The organism is Arthrobacter sp. 2MCAF14 (assembly GCF_052115645.1).
Lineage (GTDB): Bacteria > Actinomycetota > Actinomycetes > Actinomycetales > Micrococcaceae > Arthrobacter.
Window position 1 is genome coordinate 19,036 of sequence record NZ_JBFRHB010000021.1, and the last position, 17,233, is coordinate 36,268.

18 protein-coding genes are annotated in these 17,233 nt (G+C 63.5%); 8 read left to right on the forward strand and 10 right to left on the reverse strand.

The window, feature by feature from the left end; all coding sequences use genetic code 11:
• Positions 1-59 precede the first annotated feature (59 nt).
• Both AB4074_RS14755 and poxB read left to right on the forward strand, forming a co-directional pair.
• Positions 60-461: a YccF domain-containing protein gene (locus tag AB4074_RS14755; RefSeq protein WP_236813133.1), complete on the forward strand. Its 402-nt coding sequence runs from the start codon at positions 60-62 to the stop codon at positions 459-461.
• 89 nt (positions 462-550) lie between these two features.
• On the forward strand, positions 551-2,287 hold the full coding sequence (gene poxB / locus AB4074_RS14760; RefSeq protein WP_441414047.1) for a ubiquinone-dependent pyruvate dehydrogenase: 1,737 nt from the start codon (positions 551-553) through the stop codon (positions 2,285-2,287).
• A gap of 22 nt (positions 2,288-2,309) precedes the next feature.
• Here poxB and AB4074_RS14765 read toward each other — a convergent pair whose 3' ends face one another.
• From AB4074_RS14765 to AB4074_RS14800, 8 genes are all read right to left on the reverse strand, one after another.
• Entirely contained in the window at positions 2,310-4,007 is a 1,698-nt protein-coding gene (locus AB4074_RS14765) for a sialidase family protein (RefSeq protein ID WP_441414048.1), read from the reverse strand.
• A 32-nt stretch (positions 4,008-4,039) separates the two neighbouring features.
• Entirely contained in the window at positions 4,040-4,801 is a 762-nt protein-coding gene (locus AB4074_RS14770) for an ABC transporter permease (RefSeq protein ID WP_441414049.1), read from the reverse strand.
• Positions 4,798-5,598, reverse strand: a complete 801-nt coding sequence (locus tag AB4074_RS14775) for an ABC transporter ATP-binding protein (RefSeq protein WP_441414050.1) — start codon at positions 5,596-5,598, stop codon at positions 4,798-4,800. The genes AB4074_RS14770 and AB4074_RS14775 overlap by 4 nt, the downstream gene beginning before the upstream one ends.
• 2 nt (positions 5,599-5,600) lie before the next feature.
• A complete protein-coding gene (locus AB4074_RS14780) occupies positions 5,601-5,975 on the reverse strand; it encodes a DUF1048 domain-containing protein (protein ID WP_441414051.1) in 375 nt (124 codons plus the stop codon).
• Positions 5,976-5,977: 2 nt separating this feature from the next.
• Positions 5,978-6,307, reverse strand: coding sequence for a PadR family transcriptional regulator (locus AB4074_RS14785; RefSeq protein WP_059389920.1), 330 nt, complete (start codon positions 6,305-6,307; stop codon positions 5,978-5,980).
• A gap of 100 nt (positions 6,308-6,407) precedes the next feature.
• Positions 6,408-7,187: a 2-phosphosulfolactate phosphatase gene (locus tag AB4074_RS14790; protein WP_441414052.1), complete on the reverse strand. Its 780-nt coding sequence runs from the start codon at positions 7,185-7,187 to the stop codon at positions 6,408-6,410.
• Entirely contained in the window at positions 7,184-8,053 is an 870-nt protein-coding gene (locus AB4074_RS14795; protein ID WP_441414053.1) for a DUF4031 domain-containing protein, read from the reverse strand. Before AB4074_RS14795 ends, AB4074_RS14790 begins: the two co-directional genes overlap by 4 nt.
• 16 nt (positions 8,054-8,069) lie before the next feature.
• A complete protein-coding gene (locus AB4074_RS14800; RefSeq protein WP_441414054.1) occupies positions 8,070-8,537 on the reverse strand; it encodes an SRPBCC family protein in 468 nt (155 codons plus the stop codon).
• A 232-nt stretch (positions 8,538-8,769) separates the two neighbouring features.
• Here AB4074_RS14800 and clpB point away from each other — a divergent pair, with 232 nt between their 5' ends.
• The gene (gene clpB, locus AB4074_RS14805) at positions 8,770-11,439 is read left to right on the forward strand and encodes an ATP-dependent chaperone ClpB (RefSeq protein WP_441414055.1); all 2,670 of its coding nucleotides are present in this window, start codon (positions 8,770-8,772) and stop codon (positions 11,437-11,439) included.
• Here clpB and AB4074_RS14810 read toward each other — a convergent pair whose 3' ends face one another.
• Positions 11,440-12,156, reverse strand: coding sequence for a septum formation family protein (locus AB4074_RS14810; protein ID WP_441414056.1), 717 nt, complete (start codon positions 12,154-12,156; stop codon positions 11,440-11,442).
• A 220-nt stretch (positions 12,157-12,376) separates the two neighbouring features.
• Between AB4074_RS14810 and AB4074_RS14815 the strand changes: the two genes are divergently transcribed.
• A complete protein-coding gene (locus AB4074_RS14815; protein ID WP_028265518.1) occupies positions 12,377-12,610 on the forward strand; it encodes a DUF3073 domain-containing protein in 234 nt (77 codons plus the stop codon).
• Positions 12,611-12,765: 155 nt separating this feature from the next.
• On the opposite strand, the gene AB4074_RS14820 is transcribed toward AB4074_RS14815, so the two are convergent.
• On the reverse strand, positions 12,766-13,392 hold the full coding sequence (locus AB4074_RS14820) for a GntR family transcriptional regulator (protein WP_441414057.1): 627 nt from the start codon (positions 13,390-13,392) through the stop codon (positions 12,766-12,768).
• Between the two features lie 111 nt (positions 13,393-13,503).
• On the opposite strand from AB4074_RS14820, the gene AB4074_RS14825 reads away from it, so the two are divergent.
• The 4 genes from AB4074_RS14825 to AB4074_RS14840 are packed head-to-tail and all read left to right on the forward strand — an operon-like array spanning position 13,504 to position 17,205.
• Positions 13,504-14,529: a succinylglutamate desuccinylase gene (locus AB4074_RS14825; RefSeq protein WP_441414058.1), complete on the forward strand. Its 1,026-nt coding sequence runs from the start codon at positions 13,504-13,506 to the stop codon at positions 14,527-14,529.
• Positions 14,526-15,470, forward strand: a complete 945-nt coding sequence (locus AB4074_RS14830; RefSeq protein ID WP_441414059.1) for an ABC transporter substrate-binding protein — start codon at positions 14,526-14,528, stop codon at positions 15,468-15,470. The genes AB4074_RS14825 and AB4074_RS14830 overlap by 4 nt, the downstream gene beginning before the upstream one ends.
• Positions 15,467-16,408: an amino acid ABC transporter permease gene (locus tag AB4074_RS14835; RefSeq protein WP_441414060.1), complete on the forward strand. Its 942-nt coding sequence runs from the start codon at positions 15,467-15,469 to the stop codon at positions 16,406-16,408. The genes AB4074_RS14830 and AB4074_RS14835 overlap by 4 nt, the downstream gene beginning before the upstream one ends.
• The gene (locus AB4074_RS14840; RefSeq protein ID WP_441414061.1) at positions 16,405-17,205 is read left to right on the forward strand and encodes an amino acid ABC transporter ATP-binding protein; all 801 of its coding nucleotides are present in this window, start codon (positions 16,405-16,407) and stop codon (positions 17,203-17,205) included. The genes AB4074_RS14835 and AB4074_RS14840 overlap by 4 nt, the downstream gene beginning before the upstream one ends.
• Positions 17,206-17,233 lie beyond the last annotated feature (28 nt).

The following is a 17,233-nucleotide window of genomic DNA, read 5'->3' on the forward strand; positions in this document are numbered from 1 at the left end:
GGGGATTTCAGGGCGAACCCCTAGGCCCACTCCGCGTTCCGCAGGGGACAATGGGAAATATGAAAACGCTGCTCAACATCATCTGGCTCGTCTTCGGCGGCTTCGTCCTGGCCTTGGGTTACTTCATGGCCGGAATTGTCTGCTGCTTGTTGATCGTCACCATCCCGTGGGGCATCGCGTCGTTCCGGATTGCCTCGTACACGCTGTGGCCGTTTGGTCGCATGGTGGTGGACAAGCCCGGAGGCGGGGGAGTCTTTCCCCTCATCGGCAATGTCATCTGGTTGCTGGTTGCGGGAATTTGGATCGCGATCGGCCACGTGGTCACCGCCTTCGCCATGGCCATCACCATCGTCGGGATCCCGCTGGCCATCGCCAACCTGAAGCTCATTCCGGTATCGCTCATGCCTCTGGGCAAGCAGATCGTGCCCAGCAACCGACCGTTCGTCAGCACCTACCACTAACCGTCCCGGCGTCGGGCTTCAGGCGCCATGGACTGTTCCGGAGTAGCGTAGGCCGTGTCTGCACTGCCTCCCCTCGAAAGGAACAGTCCATGTCCGCCGCCAGGAACACTGTTGCCAAGAACATCGTCGCCACCCTCAAAGCCAACAACGTCCAGCGCGTCTACGGCATCCCCGGGGATTCGCTGAACGGATTCACGGACGCGCTGAGGGAAGAAGAGAGCATCCGCTGGGTGCATGTCCGCCACGAGGAAGCAGCGGCGTTGGCAGCCGCAGCCGAGGCGGGCCTCACGGATGAATTGGCGGTGTGCGCCGGATCCTGCGGCCCCGGCAACCTGCATCTGATCAACGGGCTTTACGATGCCAACAAGTCCAGGGTTCCCGTGTTGGCCATCGCCGCCCACATTCCCAGCGAAGAGATCGGCAGCCAGTACTTCCAGGAGACGCACCCCCAGGAGTTGTTCCGGGAGTGCAGCGTGTACGTCGAGCACGTTGCCCATCCTTCGCAGATGCCCAGGGTCCTGGAAATCGCGATGCGGACGGCCGTCGAGAAGCGGGGCGTCGCCGTCGTCGTGATTCCCGGCGATGTTGCCCTCGCGGAGTCGCAAAGCGAGCGGACAGCGGTGATCCGGGCCGCACGTCCGGAGATCCGGCCCAACCCGCAGGAGCTCGCCGAGGCAGCGGACATTCTCAATGCGGCCGGCAAAGTCACTATCCTGGCCGGCGCGGGCACCGCCGGCGCGCACGCCGAGGTCATGGCCCTGGCGGACGCACTGGGCGCGCCGATCGTCCACGCGATGCGCGGCAAGGAGCACATCGAATACGACAACCCGTTCGACGTCGGCATGACGGGCCTTTTGGGGTTCAGTTCAGGCTATCGGGCGATGGAGAGCTGCGAGGCCCTGCTCATGCTGGGCACCGATTTTCCGTACCAGCAGTTCTACCCGGACAACGCCAAGATCATCCAGGTGGATGTCAGGGGCGAGCAACTCGGCCGGCGGGCCCGGATCGATCTTGGCCTTGTGGGCACGGTCAAGGACACTGCGGCCTCGCTCCTGCCCCTGATCGAGCGCAAGGCGAAGCGAACACACTTGAGTACTTCGCTCAAGCACTACGCCAAGTCGCGCGCCAAACTCGATGACCTGGCCTCTCCGGCCAAGGACGGGCAGCCCATCCATCCGCAGTTCGTGGGCAGGCTCGTGGATGAGTTGGCGGCCCCGGATGCGGTTTTCACGTGCGACGTCGGGTCCCCCACCGTGTGGGCGGCCCGGTACCTGAGCATGAACGGCCGACGCCGGCTGCTCGGCTCGTTCAACCACGGAACCATGGCCAATGCGCTGTCGCACGGAATCGGCGCGGCCGCCGCGTACCCCGGTCGCCAGGTGGTGGCACTGGCCGGCGACGGCGGCTTGACCATGCTGCTCGGCGAGCTGATCACCTTGGTGCAGAACAACCTCCCGGTCAAAGTGGTGGTCTTCAACAACTCCTCACTGAACTTCGTGGAGCTCGAAATGAAGGCCGCGGGGTTCGTCAATTTCGGCACGGAGCTCGAGAATCCGGACTTCGCCAAACTGGCAGAAGCTCTGGGCATCCGCGGTATCCGGGTGGACAACTCCTCCGGGCTGAAGGCGGGACTGGCTGAAGCCTTCGCCCACGACGGTCCGGCCCTCATCGACGTCCGCACGGCTCGGCAGGAACTGTCCATTCCGCCGGCAATCAGCGCCGAACAGGTCAAGGGCTTCACGCTCTACGCAATCCGGACGGTTCTCTCGGGCCGCGGCGACCAGCTCATCGACCTCGCAAGGACCAACATCCGCCAAATCTTCTAGCCGGAATCGTTACCGCGCGGGACTAACCAGCCGCCACTGCTCCCGAGCGCAGATCCAAACTGAAGCTGCGCTCGACCACCCGGGCGCCGCCGTCGTACGCCACCCCAAAAGTCAGTTCAAGCGAGTCCCGCGCCAGATCCTCGTCGGTGACGGTGTACGCCGGCGTGAAGTACAGCGCTTCCGCGCCCGGTGCCAGATCGGCGGGCGGGAAGTCCGCCGGATTGGCGTGCGGTCCCAGGAGTACGACGCCGGTGGCCGGCCGGGTGCCCAGGTTGCGGGCGCGGCCGGTGAAGGCGAGGATGTCCCCGGCTTTGTAGCCCGGAATGACCGGTCCGTAGTTGAGGTCCTGGGCTTCGCGGGTGCCGAGGATCTGCGCCTGCTCCGCGGAGTAGCCTTGGCCCACTTCCTTCCAGGTCTGGACGTCCCAGTCGCCGTCGTGGTCCGGGGAGATGACGTGGAATTCGCCGGCGTTCTGCCACGCAGCGGGTCGGCCGGGCGTGATGGAGCGCAGTTCCATGTGAAACTCGAGGGCATCGGGCTGGGTTTCAGGCTTACCCGATCCGGCCGAGGCCGAAAGCTGCTCCGTCAGTTGCTCAGCCGGGACGGAAACGAAGACGATTTCGAGGTATCCCTGCCGCTCGTAGAGGACGCCGATGTTGCCATCCGGCAGCCGCGCCGCCGTCGAGTACGCCGAGCTGCCCTCGCACAGGACCAGCTTGGCGGGCCAGCTGGCCCCGTTGTCCGTGGACAGGCTGAGGACCGTGTTGCGTCGCAGGGACGTGTCCTGGTTGTTGCTCGCGATCAGCCAGCGGTTCGTGGCCGGGGTGGCCAAGGAAATCACGCTTGGCAGGCCGTCGAAGCGGACCAGGGAGCCGTTGTCGCTTGGGTCGGGGAGGTCTTCCACGGGTTCCAGTTGGCTCCACGTCTCTCCGCCGTCATTGGAGACTGCTGCCACCCGCCGGGGAGTCGCGCGCGAATGCAGGAGGAGGCGGCCGTCGTCGAGGCACGCCACCTTGTTCTCGTTGGGGCCGATCCCGTCCGGACCCTTTCCGATCAGTGAACCGAGCGTCCAATTCTCGCCGTGGTCGTCGCTGTACGCGGAAGCCGCCTTGATTTCGCCGTCCACGAGCACGACGAATTGCTGTACCAGGCGTCCTGCGAACGGACCGGTGTGCATCTGGATTCCCTGCCCGGCAGCGGCAAAGATCCCCGTGATGCCGCGGTCGCGAGCGCCCGCAACACTGCCCAGTTTGAGCTGATCGGTGAGCCGCCGATGCTGCCAGGTGACGCCGTTGTCGTCGGAGAAGCTGACGTCGCAGTGCTGCACGTCGTCATCCGGTTCCAGGCCGCCTACCGCCTCGAAGAAACCGGCATGCGTCCCCGCGGCGTGGAACATGAAAATCCGCCCGGTCACGGCGTCCACCAGGAGGCTCGGATCGCCGTAGCCATTGAGCCCCGGGCCGGTGCGGACCACCCGCTGTTCCTCCCAGTGGCGGCCATTGTCCGTGCTGCGCCGGAGCAGGAGATCGATCGGATTGGGCAGGTCGTCGAGGTTCGGCCGGCCGTCATAGGCGGCGAGCACTGTTCCCACCGTGGAGACAGCCAGCGCGGGGATGCGGTACTGCCGGTAGCCTCCCGCGCCGCGCACCGCCAGGACGTGCTCGACGTCGGGACGGGCTTGGGGGAGTGCGGCACCATTGCGCTGGAGGTAGGAGGTCACACGTCTATGATACGAGATGGCGCCTTCGGCCCCTAGCTGATCTTGCGCCGGTAGGCTGCCGTGGCGAAGAAGTACGCGAGAACAAGGATGCCCAGGCACCATGCGAGTGCGACCCATATGTCGCTGCCGATCGGCCGTTGTTCAAACAGATCCTGGATCGTGTTGACGATCGAAGTGACTGGCTGGTTCTCTGCGAAAGCGCGCACGGGACCCGGCATGGTGGTCGTGGGGACGAAAGCCGAGCTGATGAACGGCAGGAAGATCAGCGGGTAGGAAAACCCGCCGGCACCGTCCACGGACTTCGCTGTCAGGCCCGCAATGATTGCCAGCCAGGTGAGTGCCAGGGTGAACAGCGCCAGGATCCCGATGACAGCGAGCCATGACAGCAGGCTTGCCGATGTGCGGAATCCCATGAGGACGGCCACCAGCACGATGATCACGAGGGAAAGCCCGTTGGCAACGAGGGAAGTCAGCACATGCGCCCACAGCACGGACGATCGTGCGATCGGCATAGAGTGGAACCGCTCGAAAATGCCGCTCTTCATGTCGGTGAACAAGCGAACGGCGGTGTACGCGATTCCCGATGCAATCGCGATCAGCATGATCCCCGGCAGCAGGTAGTTGACGTAGTTCCCGGTGTCTGTCTTGATGGCGCCGCCGAACACGTAAACGAACAGCAGCATGAGGGCGATCGGCGTGATCGCGGTGGTGATGATGGTGTCCGCGCTGCGGAAGATGTGACGCATGGAGCGGCCCAGCAGGACGGCCGTGTCTCCGAAGAAGTGTGTGCTCATGACTGGTCCTTACTTGACGCGACCTTGCCCTCGTTCCCCACAAGTGCGAGGAAGATATCCTCCAGGGTGGGCTGCTTTTCGACGTATTCGACCTTCGCCGGTGGGAGTAGTTGCTTGAGCTCGGCGAGAGTGCCGTTCGCGATGATGCGCCCTTGATGAAGGATGGCGATCCGGTCCGCGAGTTGTTCGGCCTCGTCGAGATACTGTGTGGTGAGCAGAACGGTGGTGCCTTGATTCGCGAGCTCCTGGATTACCTGCCACACCTCGATGCGTGCTTCGGGGTCGAGCCCGGTGGTCGGCTCATCGAGGAAGATCACCTCGGGCTGCCCGATCAGGCTCATGGCGATGTCAAGGCGACGGCGCATGCCTCCTGAATACGCGGACACTTTTCGGGATGCTGCCTCGGAGAGGTTGAAGCGCGCCAGAAGATCATCCGCCGCTTGGCCGGGGTCCTTCAGGTGGCGCAATTTGGCAACCAGCACCAGGTTTTCCCGGCCGGAGAGGATTTCATCGACTGCAGCGAATTGTCCGGTGAGGCTGATGGATTCCCGGACCCGCAGTGCTTGGCTCACGACGTCGAATCCATTGACGGTGGCCGTGCCGGCGTCCGGACTCAGCAGTGTGGACAGGATTTTCACCATCGTGGTCTTTCCTGCGCCGTTGGAGCCGAGAAGGGCGAAGATGGTGCCCGGCGCCACATCGAAGTCCACACCGCGCAGTACGTGCAATTCCTTGTAGGACTTTTCCATGCCCTGCACGCGGATCGCGGGTTCGCGGGTAGTGGATGCACTGGTCATGATTACCTCTCCTTCCCATCGTCCCCGGCAGCGGCGTCGATTGCCTTGACCAGGCGTTCGCGCTCCTTGTTGATCCACTGACCTACCGTGTAGTTGCGCATGAACGTTTCGGCGAATTCCACCGGGTCGTCACCGACGATCGAGCGGATCGGCGTTCCATCCGCGGCGCTCTGCTCGAACAGATCGGTGAGATCACCGAGCATCTGCAGCAGGATCTCTCCTTTGGTGATGGCCCCGAAGTACATCAGGTACCGTTCCAGCGCGGTCGCCGCCGCGCGATAGTCCGCGGGAAGCTGCTCCACGCGTGCCTTGTTTTGCCGGTATTGCTTCTTCTGTTCGAGCGATCCCGTGAGCTGCTCGATCCACCCTGTGGCCATGTTTACTTTCCTCCCTTTCGGAGCTGTTCCAGTCGCTCGGACAGGAAACTCCACGTATTCCAGAATTCGTCCAGTTCCTTCTCGCCCTGCTCGTTGAGCGAATAGACCTTGCGCGGCGGCCCCTTCTCTGACGGCCGCTTCTCGACGTCGACTAGGCCCTTTTGCTCGATCCTGACGAGCAGCGCATACACGGTGCCCTCGGCGATCTCGGTGAAGCCCTGCCCCCGGAGCAGCGTCGTGATTTCGTACCCGTACGCGGGATTCCCGGTCAGGAGGGCGAGAACGATGCCCTCCAGGGTCCCTTTGAGCATCTCCGTCATTTGCCTGCCCATCGGACACCTCCTTTCACTACTCAGTGTTACTAGCTACTGGTACATAGTACCGCTAAGTAGTGGAAGCGCAAGCCCCTATGGAAACCGCACCGAAGCGCACTCAGGGCCGCTGGAACGCGCCGTCCCTCAACAGGGCCACAGCGGACCCGGCGTCAAGTTCGGCGGCGATCTCGACGTCGTCCGCGTACCCTGCGCCGATCAACTCACGGCCGCTGGAGCAGCCTCGCAGAACGTCATGAAGCCGGGGTTCGGCGGCGTTGAACACGGCCATCGCGGCATCAGCCTCCGGCGCGAAACCTTCCCTGCCGTCTTCCGGTGTGAAGCCGCCTCGCCCTGCGGCAGCGAGCCCGGCAATGAAGGCGCCGGCCCCGATCTGATCCTCCACGGCGGGCCGGAGCGAACCGCCGGGCCAAAGCTCGCCGGCCGCGATCACCGCCACCACCGCATCCGGGGGGAGTTCGGATGCCACCCAATCCGCGGTGGCCGCTGCGTTTCGCAGTGACACGGCTGCGATAAGGGGGATTTCCCGGGCGAGCTCGTACGCGATCGACGAGCCGTTGGGTGAAGGCAGCACGACGCGGCTCAACGTCCGGGCGTCCCGCAGGCTCGACGGCGAGAGGCTCAGGCCGCCTCCACCTCGCGGACCCGCCAGTTGGGCATCGTGGTGGGCGGCGAAATCCTCAGCCCCGGTGTCCTTCCACGGATAGGGGAACACCATGGCGCCCCGATCGACGGCGACACTGACGCATGTGGTGAAGGAGAGGACGTCAACCACCACGGCGAGGTCCGCTCCGGACGCGACCGCATGGGCGCCGTCGAGCCCCCATTCAAACCTCACCGTGAACGGAAGCTGCCGGTGCACCGTCCCCGCCATGGTCATGACAGTTCGGCCTCCAGGTTGCGGCGTGCGGCATCGAGCCACAGGCTTTTCGCCCGTTCGCTGTGGAAGAGCGGATCCAAGGCGAGTAGTTGGCGGACGACGGCGGCGCGGCCTGCCGCGAAGTCTGCATCGCCGACGTGCGCGTAGTCCTCGCGGACAGCAGCCAGGTAGCGGGCGTAAGCCTTGGGTTCTGCGCCGAGGACGGACAGATCGGCGTCGCATAGGAGGGCGCCGAGATGGTCTCCCGGTTCGGGGCTGTGGGTGGAGGTCAGCCTGACAAGCCGGGCAACGTCGTCGATCACCTGCCCGGGAAGTCCCGCAATGGCTAGTCGGTCCTCGGCCAGCCTGGCCGACTGCTCTTCGTCCTGCCCGGCGATTCCCTCGTAGACGGCATCGTGGAACCAAGCGGCCAAAGTTACTGAGCGCGCGGGCGGCCCGGGTTCGGTGAGGAGATCCAAGGCTTCCAGGACCGCCAGCAAATGCGTGCGGCTGTGGTACTTCCGATGGTCCTCGCCCCAGCGTTCGAGCAATTCGAAACCCAGCTCCTCGTGTCCCGGAAGTGTCGAATTCCAGCGCTCCAGCAAGGGCACGGTGAGGGCCTTGTTCCGTTGGCGGGCGGGGATCCGCAAGCCACTCGCGATCAGTTTGCGCACCAAAATCCGGGCCTCCACGGGGATGGCACCTGCGGAAAGGAGGTCCTGGTAGCGGCGTTCCGGGACGTCGTAGTGATCGCCGTCGAAGGCGCGCTCGGGAATCCCCTCAGCCTCGGCGAAGGCATGCAGCTCCTCGAGCGATGTGTCCGAGACGAGGTGGGAAAACACGGTCCCGTGCGCGGGCCACAGCGGCGGATCAACGTAGACGGCCATGGCCTGCGCCGAGAAACTACGGGTTTTTCCGCGTGGCTACCGCCGAGAGTGCGGTCAGGCCTTTCTCGAAGTCGCCGCCCACCATCTTCTCCATGTTCATGAACAAAGCGAAGATTTTGCCGAGGCCCTTGTTCTCGCCGGTCATTGTCCAGGTGACGCGGGTGCCGTCCCCTTCGGGCACGAACGTGAACCCCGTGGGGTTGATGGCCTTCATCGGCTTGGTGAATTCGAGGCGGATGTCGATCTTGCCAGGCTCTTCCGAGCTGACGATTTCCATGGTTCCGGTGCCAGCCTTGTTGTTGCCGCTCCAGGCATACTTGGCTCCGACGCCGGATTCGTTGCCCGAGTAGCTGCGGCTCAGCTTGGGGTCAACGGCTTCCCACGGAGACCATTTGGTCCACTCGTGGAAGTTGTTGACGAAGGGGAAGATGTCGGCGGGCTCGGCGGGGATCAGCGCATTGCGAGTGACTGTGAAGGGTGCCATGTGCATATCGTACGGCGCTTTACCGGGATCGTGGGTGCGGGCCGCGCTGCGTTCCGGCGCGCAGCGCGCGGCCCACACCCACGGTTTCGACGGCGGGAGCCGCGGTAAGCGGAGAAGGCTATAGACAGCAGTTTCGCCGTCGGCAAACATGGAGCAGGGGGGATGATTCGCCAAAGTTGAGCATAGTAGACTCAACTTTGAGAAACAGTCTACTCCCGAAAGGAGCTCTTCCATGGACGTCAAATTCACCACCAAGAGCCAGGAGGCTCTTTCCGCGGCGGCCATGAACGCCTCCACCGCCGGAAATCCGCAGCTGGAGCCGGCCCACCTGCTCAAAGCGCTCATGGACCAGCGCGAGGGCGTCGCCGTAGCCCTTTTGCGCGCCACTGGAGCGGACCCGGATGCCGTGAGCGTGCAGGCGAGCTCGGCTATCAAGGCCCTGCCGTCGTCGTCGGGCAGTTCCGTGCAGCAAGCGCAGCTTTCCCGTCCTTCGATGCAGGCCATCCAGACCGCCCAGAACGAGGCTGAGAAACTCGGCGACTCGTTCGTGTCCACTGAGCACCTCCTCTTGGGGCTCTCGGCCGGAAGCGACGCCGTGGGGAAGCTACTGCGCGACGCCGGCGCCTCCCACGAAGCACTGCTCGCCGCCCTGCCGGGTGTCCGTGGCGACCGGAAAGTCACCTCGCAAGACCCCGAAAACACCTTCCAGGCCCTCGAGAAGTACGGCATGGACCTCACCGCCGTCGCGCGCTCCGGCAAGCTGGATCCCGTGATCGGGCGGGACAGCGAAATCCGGCGGGTCGTCCAGGTCCTGAGCCGGCGCACCAAGAACAATCCGGTGCTGATCGGTGAACCCGGCGTCGGCAAGACCGCTGTCGTCGAAGGGCTCGCCCAGCGCATGGTGGCCGGCGACGTCCCGGAAAGCCTGCGGGGCAAGACCCTGATCGCGCTGGACCTTGCGTCCATGGTGGCCGGCGCGAAGTACCGCGGCGAATTCGAGGAACGGCTCAAGGCCGTGCTGGAGGAGATCAAGAACTCCAACGGGCAGATTGTCACGTTCATCGACGAAATCCACACGGTGGTGGGCGCCGGTGCCACCGGTGAAAGCGCCATGGACGCGGGCAACATGCTCAAGCCAATGCTGGCCCGCGGCGAGCTGCGCCTCATCGGCGCCACCACGCTGGACGAGTACCGCGAGAATGTGGAGAAGGACCCTGCCCTGGAACGCCGCTTCCAGCAGGTCTACGTGGGCGAGCCCAGCGTGGAGGACACGATCGGTATTCTCCGAGGCCTCAAGGAACGCTACGAGGCCCACCACAAGGTAGCGATCGCAGACTCCGCCCTCGTGGCCGCCGCGACGCTCTCCAACCGCTACATCTCGGGCCGTCAGTTGCCGGACAAGGCGATCGACCTCGTGGACGAGGCCGCATCCCGGCTGCGCATGGAAATCGACTCGGCTCCTGAGGAAATCGACCAGCTTCGCCGTGCCGTGGACCGTCTGACCATGGAGGAATTGGCCCTCGCCCGCGAGACCGACGCGGCCTCCATCGAACGCCTCGCTGCGCTGCGCGCGGACAAGGCCGACAAGAAGGAAGCCCTCGCGGCATTGAACGCCCGTTGGGAATCCGAGAAGGCCGGGCTCAACCGCGTTGGCGACCTCAAGGCGAAAATCGATGAATTGCGTTCGGCCGCCGAAAAGTACCAACGCGAAGGCGACCTTGAAGCCGCCTCGCGCATTCTCTACGGCGAACTGCCCGCTCTGGAGCGCGAGCTCAGCGCAGCAGCCGAGGAAGAGTCCGCCCGCGAAGCGCGCGGTGAAGCGAAGCCCGCCCTGATGGTCGCGGACGAAGTCACGGCGGACGATATCGCCGAGGTCATTTCGGCCTGGACCGGGATCCCCGCTGGCCGCATGCTGCAGGGAGAATCCCAGAAGCTGCTGCACATGGAGGAGGAGATCGGAAAGCGGCTGATCGGCCAGTCCAAGGCCGTGGCCGCCGTTTCCGATGCCGTCCGCCGCGCCCGTGCGGGCATCAGTGACCCCAACCGCCCCACGGGTTCGTTCCTGTTCCTGGGCCCCACCGGCGTCGGCAAAACCGAGCTCGCCAAGGCACTCGCTGACTTCCTGTTCGACGACGAACGCGCCATGGTGCGGATCGACATGTCTGAATACGGGGAAAAGCACTCCGTGGCCCGGCTGGTCGGCGCCCCTCCCGGATATGTGGGCTACGAGGAAGGCGGTCAGCTGACTGAAGCGGTCCGTCGTCGCCCGTACTCCGTGATCCTGCTCGACGAGGTGGAGAAGGCCCACCCGGAGGTGTTCGACATCCTCCTGCAAGTGCTCGACGACGGTCGCCTCACCGACGGGCAGGGCCGCACCGTGGACTTCCGGAACACCATCCTGGTGTTGACCTCCAACTCGGGCAGCCAGTTCCTTGTGGATCCAACGCTGGACGCCACGGCGAAGCGAAATGCGGTCATGGCCGTGGTCAACGCGTCCTTCAAACCGGAGTTCCTCAACCGGCTCGACGAGATTGTCCTGTTCGATCCGCTTAGCGTGGACGAGCTCGCCAGGATCGTCGAGCTGCACGTGGACGAGCTGACCAAGCGCCTGCACGACCGCAGGCTCACCCTTGAGGTCAGTGACGGCGCCCGTGCCTGGCTCGCGATGTCCGGTTACGATCCCGCCTACGGCGCCCGTCCGTTGCGACGGCTGGTTCAACGCGAGATCGGCGACCGCTTGGCCAAGGAGATCCTCGCCGGAGAGATCGCAGACGGCGACACGGTGCTCGTGGATACGGCGGCCGACGTCGACGAACTCACCATCGAGGGTCTCGAAGCTTTGACGGGTCCCGACGGCGGGGCTCCGGCGGGTAGCGGCCTGACGGTGAGGCGGAAGGAGTAACTACTTCTGCAGCACGGATTCCTTGAGCGTGTTTCCCGAGTTCACCACGATGAAGCAGTCCACGCGGCGGTCGCCGTTGTCCCAGCTGGTGGCACTCGGGTACACGTTCTGCTGCAGGAGCGCGTACTTCGTGGAGGCCTCGTTCAGCATCAGATCACGGCAGATTTCGCGGCCTTTGTCACGCAAGGCAGTGGCACCGGGGAAGGTGTCGTCAGCCTTGTACCGGAAGATGGCGCCCAGCTGGGCAGAATGGTCGGTGGTGCAGTCCACCACTTTGGACTTGGTGGCGTTGGAGTCGAAATCGGCGAAGCAATCGCCCAGCTGGTAGTCCTTTGCCTCGACATCAGCCGGGAGGGGGCCGCGGCTAGTGGACGTGGCCGGTGCGGGGACGGGCGCGGCCGCCGGGCGGTTGGCCAAGGCCCCAACGAGGATCCAGATCACTACTCCGATGAGGATCAATACAGCCAGCACAATGCCGCCAATGATGAGCCGATACCGCGTTATGGCGTCCAGGGCAGTCCGCAGGGACGACCCTTTTTCGGAGGGAAAGCCGTCCCCGGGCTCGGTTTGGCCAGGCATGCCAGTATCCGGGTAGGTGCCCGAAGTCCCCGGATACCCGGCCCCTGAACCAGGGTCTACCGGCGACTCGTTGTCGCCTGTACCGTTGTTTCCCGGGATCGTGTTGTCCTGGCCCATGTCTGAGTTAGCGCCTTTCATGCGTGCGGCCCGATATTAGGGCGACTCTACCCAAGTTTTTCATGCCGACGAACGGTGATACTGCCGTGTGGAAGTGTGACGCCGCTTTCGCGAGGTCGTGGCAAGCAGTTGCTCCAGAAAGCATGTAATCTAGACATACGACAAATTGACCAAACATTCCGGGGCCTCACCGATCGCCAAGGTGACCACCTCCGGTCCAAGTACAAAAGGGGGTCACGCCATGGGGCGCGGCCGTCAAAAGGCAAAAGCTACCAAGCAGGCTCGGGACATCAAGTACTACTCCCCGAACACTGACTATTCGGCCCTTCAGCGCGAGCTGACTGGGCCATCAAGTCGTGCGACGAGCCGATTCGCGGACGATCCGCCGGAGCCGGATTACTCGGCTTACGAGGACAAGTACGCACAGGACTTGGAAGACGATGACGACGAGGTAGACACCCGCCGTATCGGATAGCTGTAGCAACAATCAGGTGCCTTTCGGCATCGAGTTGCGTACCGCCGTCGTACACGAAGTGATTTGGCATCCCCAGATGCCTCCCGAAACACAGGGCCCGTAGGGCGCGCCGTGATTGGCGTGCGCTACGGGCTTTTTTCGTCCCCTTTTGCCGGTCAGTCCTTCTCGTGGCACAGATCCAGCAAAGGGATCAGTGTTTCGAGGTCATTGGCGCGGGCTGCAGCAAGGATCTTCCGGTGAGCGTCCGCCACGCGCTCAAGCTTGGTGTCATCCAAGGGATACGAACGGCTGATGAGCCGTTGAACGGGGTTGTCCCAGACGGATTCGAGCGTTTTCAGCAGGAATCCGTTGGGCGCAGGCGCCGCCAAGCCCAAATGGAACGCCCGCGTAGCGGTAAAGAGTTCCTCCGGGTCGGCGCTTGCTGCACCCTCGGCGATGAGCAGCTCGAGCCGGGCAAGCTGAAGGTTGGTGTACTTGGCCCCGCATTGTCTGATGGCCATGATCTCAAGGGCCTTGCGTACCTCATAGACTTCTTCGACGGCTGATCGGGTCAGCGTTGTCGCAAAATACCCGGAGCCCGGGACCAAAGTGGCGAGTCCTTCGTGCACCAAGCGGTTCAGTGCGTCGCGGACCGGCGTCCGGGAAACGCCGTATTCTTCGGCCAGTTGTTCCTGGACCAGGGGAGCGCCAGGCTCGACCACTCCGTTGACGATCTCATTGCTGATCCTGTCGTAGACGTGCTCGCTCAGCGGCCTCATCCCCTTGGCAGCTTGCGTGGCCATTCGCCCCATCCCCTTTTTGGTATCAAAACTCGTTCAATCCTACGTGCTTTACATCACAGGATTCACTGTATACAGTGAATCCAATTCTACCAACCCTGAGGAAAGGTGCCTATGAGCCTGCACATTCCACGCATACCCGGGATCGATTTTGCCGCCGTCGGCAAGCAGCTGGGTTACCTGGAGATCGAACATTCGGACAACGAGAACGACGCCGCTGTCATCCCCTCGCCGATCGCGGTCCTGAGTGGTGGAGACGGCCCCACGGTTCTTTTGATCGCCGGAACGCACGGTGACGAATATGAAGGCCAGATCCTGCTCCAGGAACTCATCCGCACTTTGAACCCGGATGAGGTAACAGGGAGACTGATCATCCTCCCTGCCCTCAACATCGCTGCCGTCCGCGAAGGAAGACGAGTGTCCAGCGTGGACCGGGTCAATCTGAACCGGGCACTCCCGGGCCGCGCCGACGGCGGACCAGCGCTGCAGATCGCCTCGATTGTGGCCGGAGAACTCATACCCATGGCCGACTTCGTCATGGACATCCACTCCGGGGGAATCGCCTCGGAGTACGTTCCGTCTGCCTTTGTCTACCAAGGACCGACCCCGGAGCTATGGGCTGAGAAGGCGGCGGCGGTGGCCGCGTTCAATGCCCCGTACTCCGTGGTGGTGAAGCCCATGTTGAAGTCGGGCTCCATTAGCGGCGCTGCCGATCGGGCGGGCGTGCCGATGATCTCGACCGAGCTTGGTGGCAGGGGAACCGTATTCCTGCCGATCCTCAACAGGGCGAGGACGGGACTTCGTTCGCTGCTTGGCCACTGGGGCGTTCTCAAGGACGCCGGGCCGGCCACCGCCAGAGCTCCGATCCAGTGGGTCGAACTCACTTCCCAGTCCCCGGTCCATTCCACGATGGCAGGCATCCTTGAGCCGGTCGTAGAACTTGGCCAGAAGGTTACGGCCGGAGACCTCGTGGCCCGGGTTCACTCAGTGGAAGAACTCGAGCGTCCCCCAAAAGACTTCTTTTCACCCATGGACGGGGTGGTCGCAATCGTTCGGCATCCCGCCCTCGTCAATGTCGGTACCACCGTGGTCAACATCGCCGTTGACCACGGAACAAGCTATGTGAAAGGCAATTCATGAACCGTCCTAGATACATCTCCACAGGCGCCCTGCTGCTGGCAGCCGCCGTCGGGCTCAGCGGCTGCACCACTGCATCACTCGACGCCGGCAAGGAAGCCGCGGCCAGTTCCATTCCCGGCAAAGACGCCGCGATTCCGGCGGCACCTTTCAACCAGTCCGCAGCGAATCTCTTGCCCTCGGACGTCAAGTCCAAAGGGACGCTGGTGGTTGGAACAGACCCCACGTTCGCGCCTTATGAGTTCTACGCCGCTGACAGCAAGACGGTTGTCGGTTGGGACGCGGACTTTGCGAAAGCCGTCGGCGAGACGCTGGGGCTCGAAGTCAAGATGGTACCCGCGACCTTTGACACCATCCTCCCGGGCGTGAGCTCGAACAAGTACGACGTCGGCATCTCGGGTTTCAACGTCACGGCCGAGCGCAAGATGAACGCCGATTTCGCCTCCTACCAAAGCAGTGGCTCAGGCCTTGCTGTCAAGGCGGGCAACCCCAAGAAATTGTCCCTCAACGCGATGAAGCTGTGCGGCACGAAAGTGGGTGGCGAAAAGGGAACCACGCAGGGGATCGAGACCCTTCCGGCGTTTTCGAAGCAGTGCCTCGACGCTGGCAAGGCGCCGATCGACATTCAGCTGTTTCCCTCCCAGAACGAAGCCAACCTGGCCCTCATCTCCGGGCGGGTGGACAGCGTTCTCTCGGGCCTTATTGGTATGGGTTACGCAAGCAAGCTTTCAGGCGGCGCTTTCGAACTCGCCAGCAACCAGGACTTCGAACCAACGCCGGTGGGTATCGCCATGCCCAAGGGTTCGCCGCTGACCAAGGCGATCGTCGCGGCCGTCAGGGCACTGATCGCGGGCGACGCGTACAAGGCGATCAACGCGAAGTACGGAATCCCGGACTCTGTGACCATCAGCGCTGATGCCGTGGACGCGAGTGGTGCGAAATGAGCAGCGTGATTACTGTCCCCAAGATTGGAACAACGGACCGCCGACAGTTCACCGTGGTCTCAGCCAAGCACCCCTGGCGATGGGTGGCTGGAACTGCGGTAGCCGCCGTCGTGATCTTGCTGCTTGTTTCCGCGGTGAGCAATCCCCGTTTCGGCTGGGACAAGGTGGCCCTGTATTTCCGCGACGTCGCCATCGTCAACGGGATTGGCATCACCCTGTTCCTGACGGTTGTCTGCATGGCTGTCGGGGTGGGGCTTGGCGTGGTGCTTGCGGTCATGCAGCTTTCGGCAAACCCCGTGGTCAAGGCCTCGGCAAGCGCCTACGTGACGATCTTCCGTGGCACGCCGGTCCTGGTCCAGCTGCTGTTCTGGTTCAACTTGTCGGCGCTGTATCCGGAGATCACCTTCGGTATCCCGGGGGTCAGCCTCGACGCCAACCAGATCATCACACCGCTCGCCGCAGCGATCCTTGGCCTGGGCCTCAACGAGGCCGCGTACATGTCGGAGATCGTCCGGGCAGGCATCCAGTCCATTGACCAAGGCCAAGGCGAAGCCGCGGGTGCCCTCGGCATGTCCCGCATCCAGACCCTCACCAGGGTGATCCTGCCGCAAGCCATGCGCGTCATCATTCCACCCACGGGCAACGAGTTCATCGGCATGCTCAAGATGACCTCGTTGGTCAGCGTCCTGGCTGTCCCCGAGCTCCTGTACTCCGCCCAGATCATCTACTCGAAGAACCTGCAGGTTGTCCCTCTGCTCTTGGTGGCCAGCATCTGGTACATCGTCGTCACCACGGTGTTCACGGTAGGCCAGGGCTACCTGGAGAGGCACTTCGCGCGGGGCACGTCCCGTTCCGTCCCGCCGACCGCCGCCGAGCGGTTGAGGAAATTCTTCAGGATTCACTCCGTGCAGGGCGCAGGAAAGGGCAAGCAGTCATGACCATCGACACGAAGGAAAGCCGGAAGGCACCGGAGGCGCTTCCGCTGGTGCGCGCGGAAGGAGTGCGCAAGAGTTTCGGCGACAACGAGGTCCTCAAGGGAATCGATCTCCACGTCCAAAGCGGCGAAGTGGTCTGCCTGATCGGCGCCTCCGGCTCGGGGAAAAGCACCTTCCTGCGGTGCGTGAACCACCTCGAGAAGATCGACGGCGGCCTGCTGTGGGTTGGAGACAGGGCCGTGGGCTACCGGATCAAGGGGGACAAGCTCCACGAACAGTCCCACAACGAAATCTGCGCCGACCGCACCGATATCGGGATGGTCTTCCAGCACTTCAACCTTTTCCCGCACATGACCGTGCTGGAGAACCTGATGGAAGCCCCGCTCAGGGTGCTCAAGCAGCGCAAGGCGGACGTCCGCCGTCGGGCATTGGATTTGTTGGAGAAGGTGGGCCTTTCGGAGAAGGCGGATGCTTATCCGAGGCACCTCTCGGGCGGGCAACAGCAGCGGGTGGCGATCGCCCGGGCGCTGTGCATGCAACCGAAGCTGATGCTGTTTGACGAGCCGACGTCGGCGCTGGACCCTGAGCTGGTGGGCGAAGTCCTCAGGGTGATGAAGGACCTGGCCCGGACAGGAATGACCATGATTGTCGTGACGCATGAAATGGGCTTCGCCCGCGACGTGGCGGATCGAGTGGTGTTCATGCACGGCGGCCGGATCATTGAGGAAGGTCCCGCCGAAGAGGTCATTGGCAACCCCCGGCATGAACGGACCAGGGCGTTTTTGTCCGCGGTTCTGTAGTCGTTGATAGTGCGCTCTCGGAAGTGAT